Here is a 21,252-nt window from a genome sequence, read left to right on the forward strand (position 1 = left end):
CTGGCGGAAAGGGTCGGAGCGGCTTATTCCCAAACCGCCTGAGCTTGGATCAATTGTTGCTGTTCGGCGGCCGACAGGCCCAGGACTTCGCCCAGCACGTAGTCGCGATCTTCGCCGATCTTGGGTGAATGGCGCAGCGGCGGGCGCGCGGTATCGGAGTAGCGAAAGGGCAGCGTGATGGCTTCGGTGCCGCCACCCTCGGGAAAGCTGACCGGCTGCCAGAACTGGCGCGCCTTGAGCTGGGGGTCGCGCTCGCACAAATCCTTCGCGTTGGCCACCACCCCGGCCGCGACCCCTGCTCGCTGCAGCCGTTCCATCAAGGCGGCGGCAGTGAACTGCACGGTCCATTCGTTGATGTGACGGTCGAGCGCCTCGCGATTGGTGATACGCGAAAACAAGGTATGGAAGCGCGGTTCGGAGGCCCATTGCGGCGATCCCATCGCCGCCACCAGCCGGCGCCATTCGGTATGGGAGCGCACCGAAATGGCCACCCAGCGATCGTTGTCATCGCCTTCGGCCTGACATCGATAGGCCCCGTGCGGGGCCGCCGGAGTCTCCTGGGGACGCCAGCCCGAGGGCTGCTGAACCCGCCCGTTGACGCTCTGGTCGAGCACCGTTACTCCCAGCACGCCAACCAGTGCCTCAAATTGCGACAGATCAATAAATTGTCCCTGGCCGGTGCGGGCGCGATGCCACAACGCAATCAAGGCGGCGAGCGCCGCGGTATGGCCGGCAACCATGTCGGAGAAGGAATAACCGAACCCGGCGGGGCGCTCGTCGGTGGCCATTTTCATGGTGATTCCCGACCAGGCCTGCAGGGTAGCGCCGTAGGTGACGTAATTGGCCAGCGGCCCGCTATGACCCATCCCAGACATCGAAAGACAGATAATGTCGGGCTTGACCTTCACCAGGCTTTGATAATCCATCCCCCATTGGCCCATCACCCGGGCTGAGAAATTATCGACCACGATATCGCCCACCGCGACCAGCCGCTTGGCCAGCGCGACCCCCTCGGGCCGGTTCATGTTGACCGCGATGGAGCGCTTGTTGCGGTTGAGCTCCGCCCAGGTACCCACCCGGCGTTGCATCACCGCCTTGCGTTCGACCTTGATAACCTCGGCGCCGTGATCGGCCAGCATCCGCGTCGCCAAGGGACCTGCGACCACCCAGGTAAAATCGATGACGCGCACTCCGCGCAGCGGCAGATCCATTCAGCACACTCCCTCGGCGTGCAGTACTTCTAGCTCCTCGACGCTGATTCCCAACTCCTGGGTGAGCACGTCGCGGGTATGCTCGCCCAGCAGCGGCGGCCGGCGATAGAGCCGCCAGGGGGTAGCGCCGAATTGATAAGGCGCGCCGGGATAGAGGAATTGGCGGCCCAATTCGGGATGGTCCACCGCGACGAAATAGCCGCGCGCCGCCAGTTGCTGGTCGTCGAGCAGCTCCTCGGTGGAGCGCACTACCGAGAACGCCAGGCGCAAGAGCTGAGCCTGCTCCAAGGTCTCTTGGGCGGTGTGATGCTTGATCCAGGCGTCGATCACGTCGAACATGTGGGCGGCATGAGCCCGCCGGTACATCGGGTCCTGCCATTGCGGCTCGACCAGATCCTGGGCCGCATTTTCGGATTTCAGCCATTCCAACAGAGTGTTGAAATCGCCCAACGTACAGTTGAGCAGATAGCGTCCGTCGCTGCATCGCACCGCGCGAAAGCCACCGGTCCAATGCTGGGTGCCGCGGCGCTGCTCACTGATTTGGAATTCGCGCCACTGGCCGGGCACTTGCTCCAGGCCGCAGACCGTAGCCTCGTGGATACTGAGGTCGATCCATTGGCCGCGTCCCTCGCGGAGCCGTCCGAACAGGCCACACATGATCGCGCAGGCGCCCATGATAGAGCCGAAATGATAGGCCTGCAGTCCCAAGGGACGCAGCGGCGGCTCGCCGGGAAAACCATTGACGTAGAGCATCCCGCCCAGCGCGCTCAAGATCGAGTCGTCGGCCAGATAATCGCGGTAGGGTCCGGTTTGGCCAAAGGGGGTCAGCGAGCACAGGATCAGGGCCGGATTGCGCTGGCGCAGAACATCCCACGCCAAGCCCAGCCTGTCGAGGAAACCAGGGTCGAAACTTTCGATTACCACGTCGGCCGATTCGACCAGCCGCAGCAACAGTTCGGCGCCGCGAGCATGGCCGAAATCCAGCACAATCGAGCGTTTGTTGAGGTTGTAGAACCAGAATTTCAGACTGCGGTCGGGATGGGGCTGGTCGCCGGCGAAAGGGCCCAGCGTGCGGGTCGGCTCGCCGCCGGGTGGCTCGACCTTGATTACGTCGGCGCCCATGTCGGCCAGCATCCGCCCACACAGCGCGCCGCGTAGCCCGGTCAGATCCAAGATGCGCAATCCCGCCAGCGCGCCCTCGCTTGCCACCATTAGCCCCGCGTCAGCAAACCTTGTCCCCGCCGTCGGGGGGAACTATCTGTAAGCTGGGTGCCACTTCCTGCAGTGTCTCTCCCTTGGGCCCGGTACGCCGCCCGGGGCGCAGGTAAATTGTCTCCAGCGTATCGGGATTGACCCAGCGCACGCCCAATGCGCAAGGCTTGGCCTGGCCGTCGTCGTCGGTGGGACGCAGGCCGAGCCCATTGTGATCGAAATAGGTAACTTTTCTAAGCGCCATCGCTTGCTTTCCCCTCGATCTACTTACTTCGGACAGCCGCCGCGGCTCGGCAACCTGCCATCTTATGAGCCAGCGCGGTCTTTTTCAAATCGCCTCGAGCGCCCGAGGACAAGGCAATCGCCATAGTGGAATTATAGCGCAAACTGGAGATGTTCTCGCCTAACTGTTGCATTGGCGACCTATCAAGCAATATATGGAACCGGCGAATTGGGGGATCGCCGCTTACGATGGAGTCACGTCCGGGCTTAAGGGCTACCGTGCCCAGCCACGCTGGCCAGCGCCACTCTTGGTGGCTGCATGGCTTGTTGGCCATACTGTGGGCGGGCTGCATGATCGGCCCCGACTATCACCGCCCGCCAACCATGGTGCAGACCTCCTGGGTCGAAAAAGGTAGCCCCGCCCTGGATACCAGCCATCAACAGTATCGCGACTGGTGGCAGGTCTTTAACGATCCGCTGCTGACCGAACTGATCAACCTGACTTACGCGCATAACTTGACCGTGCAAGCGGCCGGCGCGCGGGTTTTGGAAGAACGGGCTCAGCTTGGCGAGGCCTTGGGCGAACTCTACCCACAGCAACAAACCTTGAGTGCCGGGCTCAACTACAACCGGCTGCCGGTCACCCTTCCCTTCAAACTGTTCAATAATCAGTTCTGGGAAGACACTTTCGAAGTTCAAGCCGGATGGGAGCTGGACCTGTGGGGCAAGATCCGCCGCGGCATACAGTCTGCCGATGATAACTACCTGGGCGCCGTGGCCAATTACGACGAAGTGCTGGTAACCACCACCGGCGACGTGGCCAGCACCTACGTTGAGATTCGCACCATCCAGCAGCAGCTCCAGTATGCCCGCGCCAACGTCGTGGTCGAGCGGCAATCGCTGGCGATCGCCCAGGCTCGCTACGAGGGCGGGGTGGTCACCCAGCGCGACGTCGATCAGGCGCAAAACGTGCTGGCCACCACGCAGGCTGCGATTCCGCAGCTTCAAGCCCAGCTTCAGCAAAGTGAGGATGCGCTGGCGGTGCTGTTGGGCATCACCCCGGCGGCCGCCTCGGATCTCGTGGGAGCCAACGGACCAATTCCCACCGCTCCGCTGCGCGCCGCGGTGGGGATTCCCGCCGATCTGCTGCGTCGGCGCCCAGACTTGCGCCTAGCCGAACTGCAAGCCGCCGCACAATGCGCGCAAATCGGAGTCGCCAAGGCGGATTTGCTACCTGCGCTGACCTTGGTTGGCAACCTCGGGACGATCGCTACCACCGTGGTCGGTGGCAGTCTGGATAGCGTCTTCAACGGCCAGAGTCTGGCCTGGGCGGCGGGCCCTTCGCTGTCGTGGAGCATCCTAAATTACGGTCAGATTACCAATAACGTGCGCTACCAGGATGCGCGCTTTCAGGAATTGCTGATCGATTACCAAAACGCTGTGCTCAAGGCACAACAGGAAGTCGAAAACGGCCTGGCCAGCTTCGTCGCCGCGCGCCGCCAAGTCTTCTACCAGACCCGCGCGGTGCGGGCCGCCGCTGACGCGTTGGCAATCGCCAATACCCAATACGCGCAGGGCACGGTGGATTTCACCACCGTGCTGACCGCCGAACAGAATCTGTACGAGTCGCAGAACAGCCTGGCGATTGCCAACGGCGCGGTACCGCTGGGGCTGATCGCAACCTATCGCGCCCTTGGGGGCGGCTGGCAGCTTCGTCTGGGACACGATTTTCTGCCCGCGCAAACCCGCGCCGAGATGACGGCGCGTACCAACTGGGGCGCGATCTCGCGCCCGCAGGCACCCGGCCTGCCCGGGCCCGGCGATCAAGGAGGGCTCGTGCGCCCGCCCGAGTTCTAAGGAAACCGATCGAAAGTGCAAGACCCGCGTATGAGCGAACGATGGCGTTACGTCCCAGCCGCCAGATGGGCGGCATTGATAGCCGCAATCATGCTGCTGGCAGGTTGCGGTCCCAAGCCCACACCCCCAGGGCTGCAGCCACCGGTGGTCACGGTGGTGCAACCGATCCGCAAAAGCGTCGCCGATTACCTGGACTTCACCGGCAATACGGTCCCCTTCAACTCGGTCAAACTGGTGGCGCGAGTGGAAGGCTATCTGGAAAAGATCCATTTCATCGACGGCCAGGAGCAGAAAAAAGGAGCCTTGCTCTTTACCATTCAGCAAAGCCAGTACCAGGCCCAGGTCGCCCAGGCCCAGGCCCAGGTAATGGCGCAACAGGCCGCGCTGGAACATGCCCGGGTCGAGTACGCGCGCTACTCGGGGCTTGAAAAGAAACATGCCGCGACTCAAACCGAAGTCGATTCGTGGAAATTTCAAAGCCAGTCGGCGACGGCGGGCCTGTTGGGCGCGCAGGCGCAATTGGCCCTGGCCAAGCTCAATTTGAGTTACACCGAAATTCGCGCCCCCTTTGACGGCTGGATTGGGCGCCATCTGGTCGATCCCGGCAACGTGGTGGGCGCGGCCGGCCATCAGACCACGCTGGCGGAAATCGACCAGCTCGATCCCATCTATGTTTACTTCACGATCAACGAGCGCGACCTGTTGCGCGTCATCAGTCAGCGCAAACGGGAGGGGCTCAAGCTGGAGCAGCCTTTTGTGGCGGCCTATTTCGGCTTGGCCAACGAGACGGGCTTTCCGCACGCGGGACGGTTGGATTTTGCCTCGATCGCGGTGGCTCCAACCACCGGCACGCTGCAGGTACGCGGCATCTTTCCCAATCACGACCTCACCGTGCTGCCCGGCCTGTTCGCGCGCGTGCGCGTGCTGGCGCCGCAAACCCGCGACGCCCTGCTGATCCCGGGCGACGCGCTGAGCTTCGATCAGCAGGGCGAGTACGTGCTGGTGGTCAATGGGCAAAACGTGGTGGAACGACGCGCGGTCAAAAGCGGCTTTCAGGTGGGCGACTTGATCGTGATCGAAAAGGGCCTGACTCCCCGCGACCGGGTCATCGTGGAAGGACTGCTGGAGGCGATTCCGGGACGCAAAGTCAATCCGCAGCCCCAGAGCGCGCCCGCCGTCGCCGGCTGAGCGCGAGCCGGGCCCAAGCGATGGCGAAATTCTTCATTGAACGGCCCATTCTGGCCAATGTGATCGCGATTCTTACGATCGTGCTGGGGTTGGTGTGCCTGCTCAAGCTGCCGGTCACCCAATATCCCAATATCGTTCCGCCCACCATCCGCATCAGCACCAACTATCCCGGCGCCAGCGCCGAAGTGGTGGCCACCACCGTGGGCATCCCGATCGAGGCCGGGGTCAACGGCGTCGAAGGCTCGCTGTACATGCAATCCACCAGCGGCAGCGACGGCAGCTATGCCCTGACCGTGACCTTCGCGGTCGGCACTGATCTGAACGCCGCGGTGGCACTGGTCCAAAACGCGGTCAGCGGCGCGCTCTCCCAACTGCCCAGCGAGGTTCAGCAGCAAGGGGTGAGCGTGCAAAAGGTCAGCACCAACGTGCTGATGATAGGTTCGCTGTATTCGGAGCAAAACCGCTTCGACGACACCTTTCTGAGCAACTACGCGATCATCAACCTGCAAAATCCCATCGCGCGGCTGCCCGGGGTGGGCGGCGTGCAGGTGCTCGGGGCCGGGCCCTACAGCATGCGGATCTGGCTGGACCCGGTGAAGCTCAAGGCCTACGGCTTGACCGTGCTCGACGTGCAGAACGCCATCCAGAGCCAGAACGTCGATGTCGCCTCGGGCCAATTGGGTGGTCCGCCGGTGCCCAAGAACCAGATCTTCCAGTTCACCGTCAACGCCCTGGGCCGGCTGTCCGAAATCGCGCAGTTCGAGAATATTATTTTGAAGGTCAAGCCTCCGCCATCTCAATTCGAGCAGACCGAACTGCCCGCCAGCCCCTCTCAGACCGCCGATCTGGTTCGAATCAAGGATGTGGCGCGGGTGGAACTCAGCCAACAGGCCTTCACGACCTTTTCGGGATTGAGCGGGCGCCACGCCGCTCAGATCAACATTTATACCCTACCCGGCGCCAACGCCTTGCGCGTCGCGCAAGAGGTGCGCGAACAGATGGCGCGGATGGCCAGCAAGTTTCCGCCCGGCCTCAAATACATCGCGCTGCTGGATACCTCCAGCTTCGTGCGCGACTCCATCCACGGGGTTTACGAAGCGCTGATCGAGGCCGGCGTGCTGGTGCTGCTGGTAATCATGCTCTTTTTGCAGAACTTCCGCGCCACCCTGGTTCCCGCCACTACCGTGCCGGTGACGATTATCGGCGCCTTCGCCGCGATGGCGCTGCTCGGCTTCACGGTCAACCTGATGACCCTGTTCGCGCTTATCCTGGCCATCGGCATCGTGGTCGATGACGCAATTGTCATCGTGGAGAACGCGGCGCGTTATATCGAGTTGGGACTGACGCCCAAGGATGCCGCGATCAAGGCGATGAGCGAGCTCACCGGGCCCGTGCTCGGCATCACCCTAGTGCTGACCGCGGTGTTCCTGCCCGCCTCCTTTCTGCCCGGCATCACTGGCCAGATGTTTCGCCAATTCGCGCTGGTGATCGCCGCCACCGCAGTAATCAGCGCGCTCAACGCGCTCACTCTCAAGCCCACCCAGTGCGCGCTCTACTTGCGGCCGATTCCCAAGGGGCGGCAGGTCAACTGGTTTTATCGCGGCTTCAACCGCCTCTATGGGGCGTTGGAAGCCAGCTACATCGGGCTGGTGAACCGGATGGCGCGACGGCCGCACGCGATGGCCGGAATGTTTTTGGTGGTCGTCACGATCGCGGGCTACCTCTTCGCCCACCATCCCACCGCTTTTCTCCCGCCCGAGGATCAAGGCTACTGCATCGTGGTCGCAGAACTGCCGCCCGGGGCCGCGCAACCGCGCCTGCGCGAGCTGGCGGCGCGGATGGCCAGCGTGCTCAAGCAGCTCCCCGAAATCAAGGGTTGGATTACCAGCGGCGGCTACTCCGACCTGGATCAAGCCACCTTGTCCAATGTGGTGACCACGTACGTGATGTACCAGGACTGGGGCAAGCGGCCCGAGGGATTCTCCCAGAATGCGTTCGTCAGCGAGCTGCGCCGGCGCCTGCAAGCCATCCGCAGCGCCCGCTTCGTGGTCGAGGTCCCGCCGCCGATTCCCGGCCTGGGCCAGGGCGGCGGTTTTCAGATGATGATCGAGGAGCGCGGCAACGGCGGCCTCAACCATTTGCAGAGCGGGGTGGAACAGGTGCTGATGGCGGCCGCGGCCCAGCCCGGCCTGCGCGGCGTCACCACCACCTTCAACGCCAACAGTCCACAGCTCTACCTGGATCTGAATCGGACGATGGCCCAGTCGCTGGGCGTGTCACTCAACGACGTCTTCCAAACCCTGCAAACCTATCTAGGCTCCAACTTCGTCAACCTGTTCAACAAGTTCAATCAGAGCCTGCAGGTGCGGGTGCAGGCCGGGGCCGAGTACCGGCGCCAGCTTAGCGACATCTCCAACCTCTACGTCAACAATCGCTACCACCAGATGGTGCCGCTGGGCAGCCTGCTCGACGTACATCGCACCCTGGGCTCCGAGCTGCTCACCCGTTACAACCTCTATCCCGCCGCACCGGTAATTGGACAAGCCGCGCCCGGCTTCAGCTCGGGTCAGGCCCTGAGTCTGATGGAGCAAGCGGCGAGCACCCGCCTGCCGCTGGGGATGGATTATGAATGGACCGGACTGGCCTATCAGGAAAAGCTCATCAGCAATCAAGCCTACCTCATCTTCGCGCTCTCCATCATACTGGTTTATCTGGTGCTGGCGGCCCAATACGAGAGCTGGAGCGATCCGGCAGCGGTGGTGCTGACCGTGCCGATGGCGCTGGTGGGCGTGATCGTGGCCCTGCTGGTGCGCAATTTTCCCACCGATCTCTACACCCAGATAGGGCTGGTCCTGATGATCGCGCTGGCCGCCAAAAACGCCATCCTGATCGTCGAGTTCGCTCGCGACCTCAAGGCGCAGGGAATGGAAACCACCGCCGCCGCGGTGGAAGCCACCCGCCGGCGCTTTCGCCCCATCCTGATGACCTCCATCGCGTTCATCTTGAGCGTGGTCCCGCTACTCACCGCCCACGGCGCAGGCGCGGCCAGTCAACAGGCGCTGGGCACGGTGGTGTTCGGCGGGATGCTGGCCTCTACCCTGCTGGCGATTCCCTTTGTGCCGATCTTCTACATCGTGATGGAAGAGGTCAGCGGCGGTGGGCGGGACAAATCGACCAAGGCCGCGCCCAAGCCGAGCGTGGAGTAAGGGTGAGCGCGGCCCATGTCGAGATTCTTCATCGAGCGGCCGATCCTTTCCAACGTAATCGCGATCGTGATCGTGCTGCTGGGTGCGGTCTGTCTCTATTCGCTACCAGTGGCGCAATACCCTGAAATCGTTCCGCCCACCATCCAGGTCAGCGCCAACTACGCCGGCGCCAGCGCGGCCGTGGTCGCCAGCAATATCGGCATCCCGATCGAGCACGCAGTCAACGGGGTGGAAGATTCGCTCTATCTGGAATCCACCAGCGGCAGCGACGGCAGCTACACCTTGACCGTCACCTTCGCCATCGGCACCGACCTTAATCACGCGCTGGTGCTGGTGCAGAACGCGGTTAACAGCGCGCTACCCCAGTTGCCGCCCGAGGTTCAGGCACAGGGCGTCAACGTGCGCAAGGTCAGCACCAACATCCTGCTGATCGAAAGCCTCTATTCCGAGGACAATCGCTTCGATAGCGCCTTCCTCAGCAATTACGCGCTGATCAACCTGCAGGCGCCGTTGGCGCGGCTACCTGGCGTGGGCCAGGTTTCGGTCTTAGGCGGCGCTCCCTACAGCATGCGGGTATGGCTGGACCCGGCCAAGCTCAAGAGCTACGACCTCAGCGTTGGCGACGTGCAACAGGCCATCCGGCAGCAGAACCTACAGGTCGCCGCCGGCCAGATAGGCGGCGCGCCGGCGCCAGCGGGTCAGCGCTATCAGTTCACCATCACGACCCTGGGGCGGCTGTCAGAGGTTTCGCAGTTCGAGGACATCGTCGTCAAGAGCGAGCCCGCGAGCACCCTGCCCGGCCAGCCCACACGCCTCAGCGCTGCGCTGGTGCGCATCAAGGACATCGGCCGGGTGGAACTGAGCCAACAAAGCTTCGGGCTATTTTCCAACCTTAGCGGCAAGGAAAGCGCGCATATCGCGATCTATGCGCTGCCCGGCGCCAACGCGCTGGCGGTCGCCGCGCAATGCCGCCGCGAGGTGGCGCAGATGAGCCGGAGTTTTCCCACTGGGCTGAAATATCTGACCCTGTTCGACACCACTTTGTTCATCAACCAGTCGATCCATTCGGTCTATGAGACGCTGATCGAGGCCGGCGTGCTGGTTCTGATCGTGATCATGCTTTTTCTGCAGAACTTCCGCGCCACCCTGGTTCCCGCCACCACCGTGCCGGTGACGATTATCGGCGCCTTCGCCGCGATGGCGCTGCTCGGCTTCACGGTCAACCTGATGACCCTGTTCGCGCTTATCCTGGCTATCGGCATCGTGGTCGATGACGCAATCGTGATCGTGGAGAACTCCAGCCGTTATATCGAGCAGGGACTCACGCCCAAGGATGCCGCGATCAAGGCGATGGGCGAGCTGAGCGGTCCCGTGATGGGGGTCACGCTGGTGCTCAGCGCGGTCTTTCTGCCCGCTTCGTTTCTGCCCGGCATCACCGGCCAGATGTTCCGCCAGTTCGCGCTGGTGATCGCCGCCACCGCAGTAATCAGCGCGCTCAACGCGCTCACCCTCAAACCCACGCAGTGTGCCCTTTATCTGCGCCCCAGGGCTAAAGACCGGCCGGTAAACTGGTTCTACCGCGGCTTCAACCGGAGTTACGCGGCGCTGGAAGAGCACTACGTCGCGATGGTGGCTCGCATGACCCGCCATCCCGCGGCGATGGCCACGCTGTTCGTGGCGGTGGTCGCGATCGCGGGCTTTCTGTTTTCAATCTACCCCACGGCGCTGATGCCGCTGGAGGACCAGGGCTACTGCATCGTGGCCGCGGCGCTGCCGTCGGGCGCTTCGCAACCGCGAGTGCGCCGGGTAGTGGAACAAATCGACCACACCCTCAAGAATGTCGCCGGGATCAAGGGATGGGTCACGGTGGGCGGCTACTCCGCCTTCGATTCGGCCAAGGTGGCCAACGTGGTCACCACCTTCGTGGTGTACGACGATTGGGATCACCGCCCGCCCGGCTTCTCGCAGGCTGGGCTGCTTGAAGAGCTCACTGGCCGCCTCGATCGGATTCGCGCGGCACGCTTCGCGGTAATGCCGCCCTCGCCCATCCCGGGCCTGGGTAACGCCTTTGGCTTCGACATGATGGTGGAAGATCGAGGCAGCGGCGATCTGGGCGATCTGGAGAAGGCGACCCACGCTATCGTGGAGGGTGCCGAGCGCCAGCGCGGCTTTCTGCTCGCGGTGTTCAGTACCTTCAGCGCGCACAGCCCGCAGATTTTCGTCGATATCAACCGCACCATGACGCATTCGTTAGCGGTGCCCTTGCAGGCGGTTTTCCAAACCCTGCAAACCTACCTGGGCTCCAGCTACGTCAATCTGTTCAATAAGTTCAATCAAAGCTTCCAGGTCCAACTTCAGGGCGAAGCCGACGCGCGCCGGCAGATTCGCGACATCCCCCGGCTTTATGTTGCCAACGAGGGCGGTCAGATGGTGCCACTGGGAGCACTGCTGGATATCCGCCGAATTCTCGGATCCGAACTGATTACCCGCTTCAATCTCTATCCCGCCGCGCCGATTATCGGCATCCCTAACCCAACTTACGGCTCCTCGGGTCAGGCGCTCGATCTGATGGGGCGGATCGCCGGCGCCGTGCTGCCGCCCACGATGGATTATGAATGGTCGGCGCTGTCCTACCAGGAGAAGTTGGTGGGCAACCAGGTGATCTACATTTTCGTCCTCTCCATCACGCTGGTCTTCCTGATTCTGGCCGCCCAATACGAGAGTTGGACCGATCCGGCGGCGGTGATTCTGACCGTGCCGGTGGCCCTGGTAGGGATTCTCATCGCGCTGGTGATGCGCCGCTTTCCGGTCGATCTCTATACCCAGATAGGGCTGGTCCTGATGATCGCGCTGGCAGCCAAGAACGCCATCCTGATTGTCGAATTTGCCCGCGACCTCAGCGCCGAGGGGATGTCCGCCGAACAGGCCGCGATCGAGGCCACGCGCCGGCGTTTTCGCCCCATCCTGATGACCTCGCTGGCCTTCATTCTGGGCGTGGTGCCGCTGCTGACCGCACGCGGCGCGGGCGCGGCCAGCCAACAGGCCCTGGGCACGGTGGTCTTCGGTGGGATGCTGGCCTCGACCCTGCTGGCGATCCCTTTCGTGCCGGTGTTCTACATTTTGATGCGTCGCTTGAGCGCGCGCTTGGGCCACGCTTAGCGCTCCTAACCCGCCGTCGCGCGGGCAGCGCCACTCAGCCGGCCTGATGCAAGCGCGGGAAAGCGCGCTGGCCGTTGCCAAATTCGATCGCCGCCAGTTGCTCATCAGCCAGCCCCAGGCTTTGCAACTGATGACGCGCGGCCGCGGTGCGCCCCCAGGGATAATCGGTGCCGAAGAAGACCTGGGTGGCTGGGACTAACTTCAGCACCGCGGCCATCGCGGGCGGATTGGTCACGCTGGCGGTATCGAAATTGAGCCGCTTGAGCTGACTCATCCGCTCCTGTGAACCCTGGCAGATACGGCCGGCCAGCATCGGCAGCGTGCCGCCGCCGTGGGCGAAGATGAAGGTGATATCGGGGCAGCGCTCGAAGGTACCGGCGTACAGAAAGCTGCAGATGGCGCGGGTGGTGTCGAAGGGAAACTCGAAGATCGGCGCCGTGACTCGATGCTTGCCGCTAACGCGCGGCAGCATCTGGATTGCACAATCGGTGGCCATCGGATGGAAATACGCCACCGTCTTGCGCCGGTTGAGTTCATCGAAGATCGGCGCGAAGCGCGGGTCGCCCGGGTAGCGATTGAGGGTATCGGAAAAGAAGCCCACCCCGTCGGCGCCCAAGGTATCCATCGCGTAGGCCAGCTCGCTCAGGCTGCCGTCCACGTCGGGCATCGGCAAGGCGGCGAAAAAGCCGAAGCGGCCGGGATGGTCGGCCTTGAGCTGCGCGCCGTAGCGATTGACCTCGCGGGCCAACGCCCGGCTGTTGGCAGCATTACCCACCCACACCCCGGGATCGACGATCGAGATGATCGCGGTGCGGGTCCCGCCCGCATCCATGTCGGCCAGCGAATGCTCGGGCGTCCATTGCATCACCGCCGGCTGCGGCTCCGAGACTCGCAGCAGTTGATGCTTTTGCAATTTCATGAACGCGGCGGGAATCATGTGATGGTGGACGTCGATAAGCCCGCCGCCACCGCCCGCCACGCTCCCGGCACCGGCTGCGCCGGCGGCGCGGCTTGAAAGCAGGCCGGCGCCCAACGCGCCTAATCCGGCCAGAAGCTGGCGACGCGAAAGTGACTGGGATATGCCGCGACTATCACTACCATTGGTTGCCGACCCAGGCTTGTCGCTCATTGGCCCACCCTATCCGAAACTGAAGTTGGGGACGAAGTAGCACAGCGGATGCCGCTTGTACCAGCAAAGGTAGCATCGAGGCGGCATTTGAGCGCAAAATATGCCGGCCGAAGATTGAAGCGGCAGACCATGGATAGCGATTGCTTTGGCTCCTTGGTCCAAGGCCTTTACAGCAAGGATGGGAAGCGTGGCAGTATACAACCAGAGAAAAATCGCGCGTGTTTTGACCGTTGGCGGCTGCTTAGCGCTGACCGCCCTAGCCTTGCAGATTGGACTGCTCGGCAGCGCCCGCGCCCAGGCCAACTCGGGCAAGCAGGACTTCGATAAGTTCTGCGCCGGATGCCACGGTACCAACGCCAAGGGCAAGGGGCCCTATTATCAGACTCTAGGCGGTACGCCGCCGCCCGATCTGACCGTATTGGCCAAACAAAATGGCGGCGTGTTCCCCTACAAGAAGGTCGAAGACACCATCGACGGGACCAAAACCTTCCCCTCCCATCGCCGCTTCGATATGCCGTTTTGGGGCGTGGAGTTTCAGAATTCCACCGCCATCATTCCTACCAAGGCGGACAAGGCGCGCGTCCACGCCCGGATCGAAGCGCTGGCCAACTATATCGCATCGCTGCAGCAGCACTGAGCCGCCCGCGCTGCTAGGGGCGCCAGAGATGGATGTCGCTTTGATACAGGCGGCACTTGCTGCCGCTGTTGACGCTGCGGATCACAATCGCCTTATGGTCGGGAGAAATATCGCCCAGCCGGCGCGTGCTGATGACGCAGTCGCCCAACTCGGCGGGTAGGCGCCATTGATGTGGCCCGAAGCTCAAGCCTTGCTCGCTGAGCAAGTAGCGACCGCCATAGTCCGACAACGGGTCGTCGGGATCGGAATGATAGGGTCGCCAGGCATCCGAACCCGGAGCGCAGCTTGCTCGCCCACAATCGTCGACGATTTCCAGCCGGACCTGCTCGCCGGCCTGAGTTATCTTGATGCGCTGCGAGCTGCTGGGCGGCGCCATCCCGCTCGCGACGCGATACCAATAGCCCGCTAAATCCGGGAGCCGCGCCGCCGGCCGGCTGGCTGCGATCGCTGCTCGCGGCTCCGTCGGTTCCTGCGAGGCGGGCAAGCTGGGTTCCTGATCGACCTCCCCGCTCGGTGCGCCGTTTTGCAAAGCGAGCAGCGCGCGACGCACCGCGCCGACGTCGGCACCCTTTGGCGGCGCTAAAAGATAGTTCTTGTAGGCCGCCATCGCGCCCTCCCGATCGCCGCTTTGGGCCAGCGCCTGCGCCAGAGGCAGATATGCGTCGGCCAGCCAGGGAGCGGCGCGCAACCCGCGATTCAGTTTGGCGGCCGCTCGCTTATACTCCTCGGGGCTGGTGGCGGCACGCAATTCCGCCTCGCCCTGGTCGATTAAATCACGGGCCCAGGGCGGCAGTGGAGCAGGCGGATTGAGCCGGGCCGCGCGCAGGATCAGATCCTCGCGAAGCGCTTGCGCGCTGCCGCCCGGGGGCAGGGTCTGAAGCTTAGCGGCATCCTGCAGCAAGCGCGCCAGGGCGGGAGAAGGGGACGGATTGAGGTGCGTGGCTACTTTGCCTGCGGCTTTGGGTGGGCGCGCGCGCGAAAGATCGGCGCTCGGGGAGGCCGCGTGCCGATAGTAAACAGCAACGGCTAGCAGCCACATCAAGCCCGCCAACGTCAACCCAACCACCCACCATCGGCGCCATTTTCGATCATCGGCTGGCACACGCGAGCGGCCAGCCGGCGCCATCAGGGCTGGCGTGCCCAAGGGCTGGCCGCAAAAGGGGCAGTAGCTAGCGCCGGCCTGCACCCGGCGAGAGCAATACGGACAGGCAAGCGTGCTCAGCGCCGCGGTCAGCGCCTCGCCAACCAACTCGCGCAGACGCAGTTCCATCTCGCGCCCGGACAGCGACGCTGGGGCTGGATGGTCGCCGGGTTGCGACTCCTCATCGATCACCGCCGGAGCGTTAAGCGCGGGCGTGGCGGACGCAAATTCGGGCGTAGGCAGACGACTTTGCAGGCTGAGCAGACGCGCCCGCATCTGGGCAGCGCCGTCAGGACGCCGCTCAATCTCGGGATCGAGTGCCTGGGTAATTAATTCCGCCAACTCGGGTGCGCATTGCGGGCACAACTCGCGCAAGGGGGTCAGCACCGCCGCGCGCGGCACCCTGGCCAGCGACCTGACCCGACCCGACTCGGTGCCCCGCACCGCTCTGGCGCTGGTGTATACGAAGGGCGAATTGCGCGCCGGTGGCTGACCGGCCAGCAGATGGTACATCAGAGCACCCAACGCATACAGGTCGCTACGCGGCTCGCTCAAACCGGCGTATTGCTCGGCTGGCGCATAGTCTTCCATCCGGGCACTGACATGAGGCTGAAGGGCAAAATGGCGGGCGAGCGGATAGTGCGCCAGATAGAAGCGGCCGCCAGGCGTCATGATGATCGCGCTGGGACTAAGGTCGTGGCTCACCACCGGCGGCCGCGTGCCATGCAGGGCTTCCAAGCCATCCAGAAGCGCAAGCGCGAGATCAATCACATGGGGCTGATCCAGCCGCCCGCCGACTTCGGTTAGGCGCGCGGCCAGGCTCTGGCCGGCGATAAACTCGGTAGCAAAATAATGATGGTGTTGATGATGGAACCAGGCGTACAGGGCTGGCAGATGACGATTGCGCAGGCCCGCTATCAGCTCGGCCTCGTGATTGAAAGCCGTCACGGCGCTCGCCTGCAGGGCCGGCTCGTCGATTTGGTCGACGATTTCGACCAGTACGCAGATCCGGCCCATCGCATGCACATCGTGAGCGAGATAGACCCATTTGCCGCTCCCGCCTTCCAACGGCCGAATGATGCGATAATGTTCGCTCAGCAGATCGTGGTGTTGGTCTGGCAAGTTCTTCAAGCCCTAACGAGCGCTGCGCGGTCAGCGCACGCATTGGAGTTACTGTACCAAGCCGGCCGCATCTCCCCAACGGCGCGCATCCCGAGCCACAGCCCCGGGCAAAGTGGACTCAAACCTCGCGTCCGCTCTGGTTCAGCGGCACGAGGTAAGAACTTTGCAGGGGAAAACCGCGCAAATTTTTTTAACAGTCTCGCCATCCCTTTGCCAAGTGCGGATATTGCACGATCGGCCAGTTCGGCCCACTTGGATCGAATTGTGGTAGACGGAATTCCGGCGCAAGCTACCGCTTCTTTAGGGTAGCATTTTTGTTGAATCAGATGTTTACAACGCATATTAGAAACCAACCGCATCTGCGGGTTTGGAAATTGCGTCGGCCCAAGGCTCCTGGGAAAAGCGGGCCGTAGTCGTAAGGAGAAGCTATTATGGCAAGCGGTAAGCTTATCTGGCTGATTCGTCACGGTGAGACCGAATGGACTCAATCAGGTCAGCATACCGGGCGTACGGAAATTCCGCTGACCGATCTGGGCCGCCAGCGGGGGCTGGCAGTGGGCCGAGAGCTTGCTGGCCGCTCCTTCGCCCTGGTTCTGACCAGCCCGCGCGAGCGCGCACGCGAGACCTGCCGCTTGGCCGGCTATGGCGGGGTGGCCGAGATCGAACCCAACCTGCAGGAATACGACTACGGAATCTACGAAGGGCGCACCACCCCCGACATTCGCAAGGAGGTCCCCGACTGGTCGATCTGGAGTGGCCCGGTGCCGCAAGGTGAAACCCTGGAGCAGGTCGCGGCGCGCGCTCGAGCCGTGATCCAGCGCGCCCTCGCGACCGAGGGCGACGTCGCCTGTTTCGCCCACGGTCACATCCTGCGCATCCTGGCCGCCTGCTGGTTGGAACTCCCCCCTGACGCTGGCCGGATGCTGGGGCTGGAGCCGGGCTCGATCAGCCTTTTGGGCCACGAGCGGCACAACCGCGTGCTGTGGCTGTGGAATCGAGTGGCCCCGCTTTGAGGGGCAGCTCCTGAGCGGATTGCGGATTACAAGCGCCCTCCGTGCCAGCGCTCTAGCGCGAAGACCACCGCCAGGATCACCAGCAGCGCGCCAGCGATGACTTCGGTGACTGAGCCGTAGCGCTTACCCAAGCGCGCGCCCAGGGCCAGTCCCATAAAGGTGGACGATACCGTGCTCACGGCCACAGTTGCGACCAGCGCCGGCATCGATACTCCAGCGGCGGGCAGCGCAAAACCCACACCCAGCGAGTCCAGACTTATCGAAAGCGCGGTGAGCGCTATCCCAGCCCCGCCCGCCAGCGACAAGCGGCGTGGGGCATCAGCCTGAAACATCATCAACAATCCGATCAGCGCCAGTAGGGCAAAGCCAACGTAGGCGGCGAATTGGCCCAGCAGATGGCCTACGCCTTGTCCCACGGCGTAGCCGCCCAGCATCATGGCGATTTCCGCCGTGGCAAATAGCAGCGCCAGCCGCAGGCTGTGGCTGGGGTCAGGGCGCGCTACTCCAACGGCGGCCGACACCGCCCACACGTCCAAGCCCAGGGCCACCGCCAGGATCGCCAGCTTCAGGAACATTTTTGCTCGTCTTGGCAGCACCCGCGGCAGACGGGGCCGGGGAGGCGTTCACACCCGCAGCACCGGGCGCAAGCCGTTGAGACTAGCGGCGACTGCGGAACCGTTGCTCAAAAGCGCGGTTAGTTCGGGCGAAAGCACCCCGCCCACCACCGACAGTGCCATCGCCACTGCGTTGAGGCCAGCCACGAGCGCATAGTTTTGATGGACCAGGTTGATGGCCTGATGGGATAGGTCAAGGGCGAGCAGCAGCTTGGACAGATCATCATGCATCAGGACCACGTTGGCGGTTTGATGAGTAATATCGGCGCCATTTTTCATCGCAATGCCGACGTCGGCCAGAGCCAACGCGGCAGCGTCGTTGATGCCGTCACCGACCATCGCCACCGTTCGTCCACGCCCGCGCAGTTCCTTGACCACCGCGACCTTCTCCTGCGGCAGCACCTCGGCGCGAAAATGCGTGATGCCCAGTTGGTTGGCAACCGCCCGCGCGGCGGCCTGGTTGTCTCCGGTGAGCATCACCAGCTCGCGCACTCCGCGTTGGCGCAAAGCGCCGATGACGCCGGCCGATTCCGGGCGAATCTGATCGGAGTATAGCAGCAAGGCGATCAGCTCGCCCTCCACCGCCAGTAATAGCGTGGAAAACCCCTGCTCACCTGCCGGCGGCGGCGGCGGCGCGCTGTTGGCGCCATGAAGATGGCCGCTTGGTCCGTTTTCAGACCCCAGCACGCTTCGACGTCTCACAAGGCTGCGGGCCTTGACTTATTTGGAGCGGAATAGGCAGCATCCAGCGTCGGTTAATGGGTCATAATGGAAACGCCGGTTAAAGGCCGTTAAATTGATCAAGACGCGCGCAAATCCATCAGGGCCGGGGCCATCACAAACGCCCCATTTCCAGAGGCCGGATATACGGATGCAACCGGGATCACGTCATCACGCTCAAGACCCCTTCGCACAGGGGCTAGGTCCGTATACGGAAATTCCGGTTTAAATCGCTTTCAGACGCAGGGGAGGGAGATGCCAAGAATTCGGGCGTGGTTGTTGTTGATCGGGATTGCAATCGTATGTGGCGGCCAATCGTGCCAGCAACTGCCTTCTTCCTACGTCTGCACGGTAACACTGCCCCAGGTTTTTTATACGTCAGCATTCAGTGCGCCGACCAATCCGTCCACGGCGCAATTTTTTCTCTATCCCAACAGCAGCTATGTTGGTTACGGAACCTACGGCGTGACATCAGAAATCTGGGAGCAGGCGAACCTGTGGTGCCAGTTCCAAAGCACGGCCTCCAGCGGCGGGCTGTGGAATTTCTCCCAACCACCGAACACCTACCAGATCGATTCTTCAAGTGCGGTCGCGACTCTTTCCAACGGCAATCAATATCTCCAAGGTTGGCAGCCCGCGAGCCTGCCGCTACCGAAGAGAAATTGTGGCGCCTTCGGGCCATTCACGGCAGCCGTCGCAACCTGGAGCAACAGCGGCAACACGGTGAACCTGATTGATAACAGTCCTTCATATTGGAACGGGTCGGTAGCCAGATGTACTGCTCAGTGAAAACAAGCCGAAGTTTGAAACGGGCTCTGCGGGGCGCGCTTCTTGGATCCCTGGTCCTGCTGCTTACCGCTTGCAGCTCCGACAGCTCGGGCGCAACCAGCGCTGGCGAGTCCGCAACCACCTATTCCAACGCCACCGTTAATGGCAACTATAGTTGTATCCTGCAGGGCGTAAATACTCTCCCCTCCGGGGAAACCGTAAATGTCCACGGGGTCGCGACCTTCAGCGCCAATGGGACTGGAACGATTACCGCCAGCAAGAAGGTCGCGGTCCTCTCATCTCAAGACGGCACCTACGCCACTTGCAACTACCTGTTGGCTTCGGGCACCTACACCCTAAACTCCAACGGCACCGGAAGCTGGAATTTGGAATATACCGGCGATGCGGGGAACAATTCGCAGTACTGCATCGGCACGCAGGAGAATTCCAGCCTGGAGGTCGGGGCTGGCGGCAAAGTGATTTATGTAACGCCCATAATGGGTAGTACTTTGGTGCTGGGCGGCACCTGCGAGGCTATGTGAGGAGAAAAGCGCAGCCTTCGACGGAGTCAATTAGCTTCTGAGTCGGAAGAAAGCTCGGTCATGTAACCGTCGGGATCGCTGACGTGTCAGATGCACCGCCCGCGTGGCGGGCGGTGATGAAAGCGGCCATGTCCTTTAAAAGCCAACGTAATCGCGTAGCCTGTACGCCGGTAGCCTGTACGCCGCACCTGTCGCAGTTTCGCGAGGTTTGAGCGCGCTGGCCAAGATGCTGGCGCGCAGAATTTGCAAAGCTCTCCAGATTATAGGAGCGTTAAAATTAATCTAACAGGTCCTGCTGAGAGCTCAGTTATGGACGAGCGAAATTTACGCAGCGGCGTCTTTCTGGCGCCCTTCCACGAGCTCGAAGTTAACCCCACCCTGGCGCTGGAGCGCGACTTGGAGCTGATCGAGCTGCTGGATCGGTTGAACTATCACGAAGTCTGGATCGGCGAGCATCATTCCGGCGGTTTCGAGATCATCGCGGCGCCCGATCTGATAATTGCGGCCGCCGCTGCCCGCACTCGTCATATTCGCTTGGGTACAGGTGTCGTCTCCCTGCCTTATCACAACCCCTTTATCCTGGCGGACCGCATGGTCTTGCTCGATCATCTCACCCGCGGGCGGGCCATGTTCGGAGTGGGTCCCGGCGCGCTGGTGCATGACGCCAAGAAAATCGGCATCGCCCCGGGCGATCAACGGCGGATGATGGAAGAGGCGCTGGAAGTCATTGTGGCACTGCTGCGCGGCGAAAGTGTCAGCCGCAAGACCGATTGGTTCACGCTCGACCAGGCGCGGCTGCAACTTGCCAGCTATAGCCGTCCCCACCTGGAGATGGCGGTGGCGGCCTCGCGCTCGCCAGTGGGGGCCCTGGCGTCGGGCAAATACGGGATCGGCATGCTGTCGATCGGCGGGACCTCGCCGCAAGCGCTGGAGCGGCACGCCGCGAATTGGGCGCTCTACGCGCAGACCGCGCGCGCCCATGGCCATCAGCCCGATCGACGCAACTGGCGCATCGTCGGAATGCTGCACATCGCGGAGAGCCGCGAGCAGGCGCACGCCAATGTCAGCTTTGGTTTGGAGAAGTTTTGCCGTTATTTTCGCGAAATCGCCACTTTTCCCATCCTACCGCCTGAGGTGGAAGACCCCTCGCGATTCCTGGTAGAAAGCGGCACCGCATGTATCGGCACCCCCGACGACGCGATCGAATATCTGGAACGATTGTTCAAGGGCTCGGGCGGATTCGGAGTCATAACCGAGCTGGCGCACAACTGGGCGGACTGGCCTGCCACTCGCCGCCATTACGAGCTGATGGCGCAGTATGTCCATCCCCATTTTCAAGGCAGTCGCGAGCCCCGGCGCGACAGCTACGCCTTTGCGGTGGGCCATCGCGACGAATTCGTGAGTCAGGCCAGCGCCGCCGTTCAGGCAGAGATCGACAAACTGGCCAGCCGCGGCCGGGCGCAGTAAGTGCGCGCGCGGGCGACCTATTAGGCGCCCGCGTGCCATTGGCG

The 21,252-nt window shown here is 62.8% G+C and carries 16 protein-coding genes; 9 read left to right on the forward strand and 7 right to left on the reverse strand.

The annotated features are described in order from the left end of the window. Nucleotides 1–23: 23 nt before the first annotated feature. Genes VKV28_08120 through VKV28_08130 form a run of 3 tightly spaced genes read right to left on the reverse strand, consistent with a single transcriptional unit; the run spans nt 24 to nt 2,667 of the window. Entirely contained in the window at nt 24–1,211 is a 1,188-nt protein-coding gene (locus tag VKV28_08120) for a CoA transferase (protein ID HLH76755.1), read from the reverse strand. Beyond that, the gene (locus tag VKV28_08125; GenBank protein ID HLH76756.1) at nt 1,212–2,423 is read right to left on the reverse strand and encodes a CoA transferase; all 1,212 of its coding nucleotides are present in this window, start codon (nt 2,421–2,423) and stop codon (nt 1,212–1,214) included. Between the two features lie 10 nt (nt 2,424–2,433). Continuing rightward, complete coding sequence (locus VKV28_08130; protein HLH76757.1) at nt 2,434–2,667, reverse strand: hypothetical protein; 234 nt, start codon at nt 2,665–2,667, stop codon at nt 2,434–2,436. Nucleotides 2,668–2,894: 227 nt separating this feature from the next. On the opposite strand from VKV28_08130, the gene VKV28_08135 reads away from it, so the two are divergent. Genes VKV28_08135 through VKV28_08150 form a run of 4 tightly spaced genes read left to right on the forward strand, consistent with a single transcriptional unit; the run spans nt 2,895 to nt 12,055 of the window. Next, nucleotides 2,895–4,502 (forward strand): efflux transporter outer membrane subunit, encoded by a 1,608-nt coding sequence (locus tag VKV28_08135; GenBank protein HLH76758.1) that lies wholly within the window; start codon nt 2,895–2,897, stop codon nt 4,500–4,502. Nucleotides 4,503–4,532: 30 nt separating this feature from the next. Then, entirely contained in the window at nt 4,533–5,690 is a 1,158-nt protein-coding gene (locus tag VKV28_08140) for an efflux RND transporter periplasmic adaptor subunit (protein HLH76759.1), read from the forward strand. Nucleotides 5,691–5,710: 20 nt separating this feature from the next. After that, nucleotides 5,711–8,896 carry an efflux RND transporter permease subunit gene (locus tag VKV28_08145; GenBank protein ID HLH76760.1) on the forward strand — a complete coding sequence of 1,062 codons (3,186 nt, stop codon included), beginning with the start codon at nt 5,711–5,713 and terminating at the stop codon, nt 8,894–8,896. 15 nt (nt 8,897–8,911) lie between these two features. Further along, nucleotides 8,912–12,055, forward strand: a complete 3,144-nt coding sequence (locus tag VKV28_08150) for an efflux RND transporter permease subunit (protein ID HLH76761.1) — start codon at nt 8,912–8,914, stop codon at nt 12,053–12,055. 34 nt (nt 12,056–12,089) lie between these two features. Here VKV28_08150 and VKV28_08155 read toward each other — a convergent pair whose 3' ends face one another. Continuing rightward, nucleotides 12,090–13,184 carry an amidohydrolase family protein gene (locus tag VKV28_08155; GenBank protein ID HLH76762.1) on the reverse strand — a complete coding sequence of 365 codons (1,095 nt, stop codon included), beginning with the start codon at nt 13,182–13,184 and terminating at the stop codon, nt 12,090–12,092. A gap of 187 nt (nt 13,185–13,371) precedes the next feature. Between VKV28_08155 and VKV28_08160 the strand changes: the two genes are divergently transcribed. Continuing rightward, entirely contained in the window at nt 13,372–13,821 is a 450-nt protein-coding gene (locus VKV28_08160; GenBank protein HLH76763.1) for a c-type cytochrome, read from the forward strand. 13 nt (nt 13,822–13,834) lie between these two features. Here VKV28_08160 and VKV28_08165 read toward each other — a convergent pair whose 3' ends face one another. After that, complete coding sequence (locus VKV28_08165; GenBank protein ID HLH76764.1) at nt 13,835–16,084, reverse strand: protein kinase; 2,250 nt, start codon at nt 16,082–16,084, stop codon at nt 13,835–13,837. Between the two features lie 431 nt (nt 16,085–16,515). Between VKV28_08165 and VKV28_08170 the strand changes: the two genes are divergently transcribed. After that, on the forward strand, nt 16,516–17,097 hold the full coding sequence (locus tag VKV28_08170) for a histidine phosphatase family protein (protein HLH76765.1): 582 nt from the start codon (nt 16,516–16,518) through the stop codon (nt 17,095–17,097). Between the two features lie 26 nt (nt 17,098–17,123). Here the strand turns inward: VKV28_08170 and VKV28_08175 are convergent, their stop codons facing one another. Both VKV28_08175 and VKV28_08180 read right to left on the reverse strand, forming a co-directional pair. Continuing rightward, nucleotides 17,124–17,672, reverse strand: coding sequence for a manganese efflux pump (locus VKV28_08175; protein HLH76766.1), 549 nt, complete (start codon nt 17,670–17,672; stop codon nt 17,124–17,126). A gap of 48 nt (nt 17,673–17,720) precedes the next feature. Further along, entirely contained in the window at nt 17,721–18,398 is a 678-nt protein-coding gene (locus tag VKV28_08180; GenBank protein HLH76767.1) for an HAD-IC family P-type ATPase, read from the reverse strand. 288 nt (nt 18,399–18,686) lie between these two features. On the opposite strand from VKV28_08180, the gene VKV28_08185 reads away from it, so the two are divergent. The 3 genes from VKV28_08185 to VKV28_08195 all read left to right on the forward strand — a co-directional run bounded on the left by VKV28_08185 (nt 18,687) and on the right by VKV28_08195 (nt 21,208). Further along, a complete protein-coding gene (locus VKV28_08185; protein ID HLH76768.1) occupies nt 18,687–19,220 on the forward strand; it encodes a hypothetical protein in 534 nt (177 codons plus the stop codon). Between the two features lie 14 nt (nt 19,221–19,234). Then, entirely contained in the window at nt 19,235–19,741 is a 507-nt protein-coding gene (locus VKV28_08190; protein HLH76769.1) for a hypothetical protein, read from the forward strand. A 309-nt stretch (nt 19,742–20,050) separates the two neighbouring features. Further along, nucleotides 20,051–21,208, forward strand: coding sequence for an LLM class flavin-dependent oxidoreductase (locus VKV28_08195; GenBank protein HLH76770.1), 1,158 nt, complete (start codon nt 20,051–20,053; stop codon nt 21,206–21,208). Nucleotides 21,209–21,252 lie beyond the last annotated feature (44 nt).

This window comes from Candidatus Binataceae bacterium (genome assembly GCA_035294265.1).
In the GTDB taxonomy this organism is placed as follows: domain Bacteria; phylum Desulfobacterota; class Binatia; order Binatales; family Binataceae; genus DATGLK01.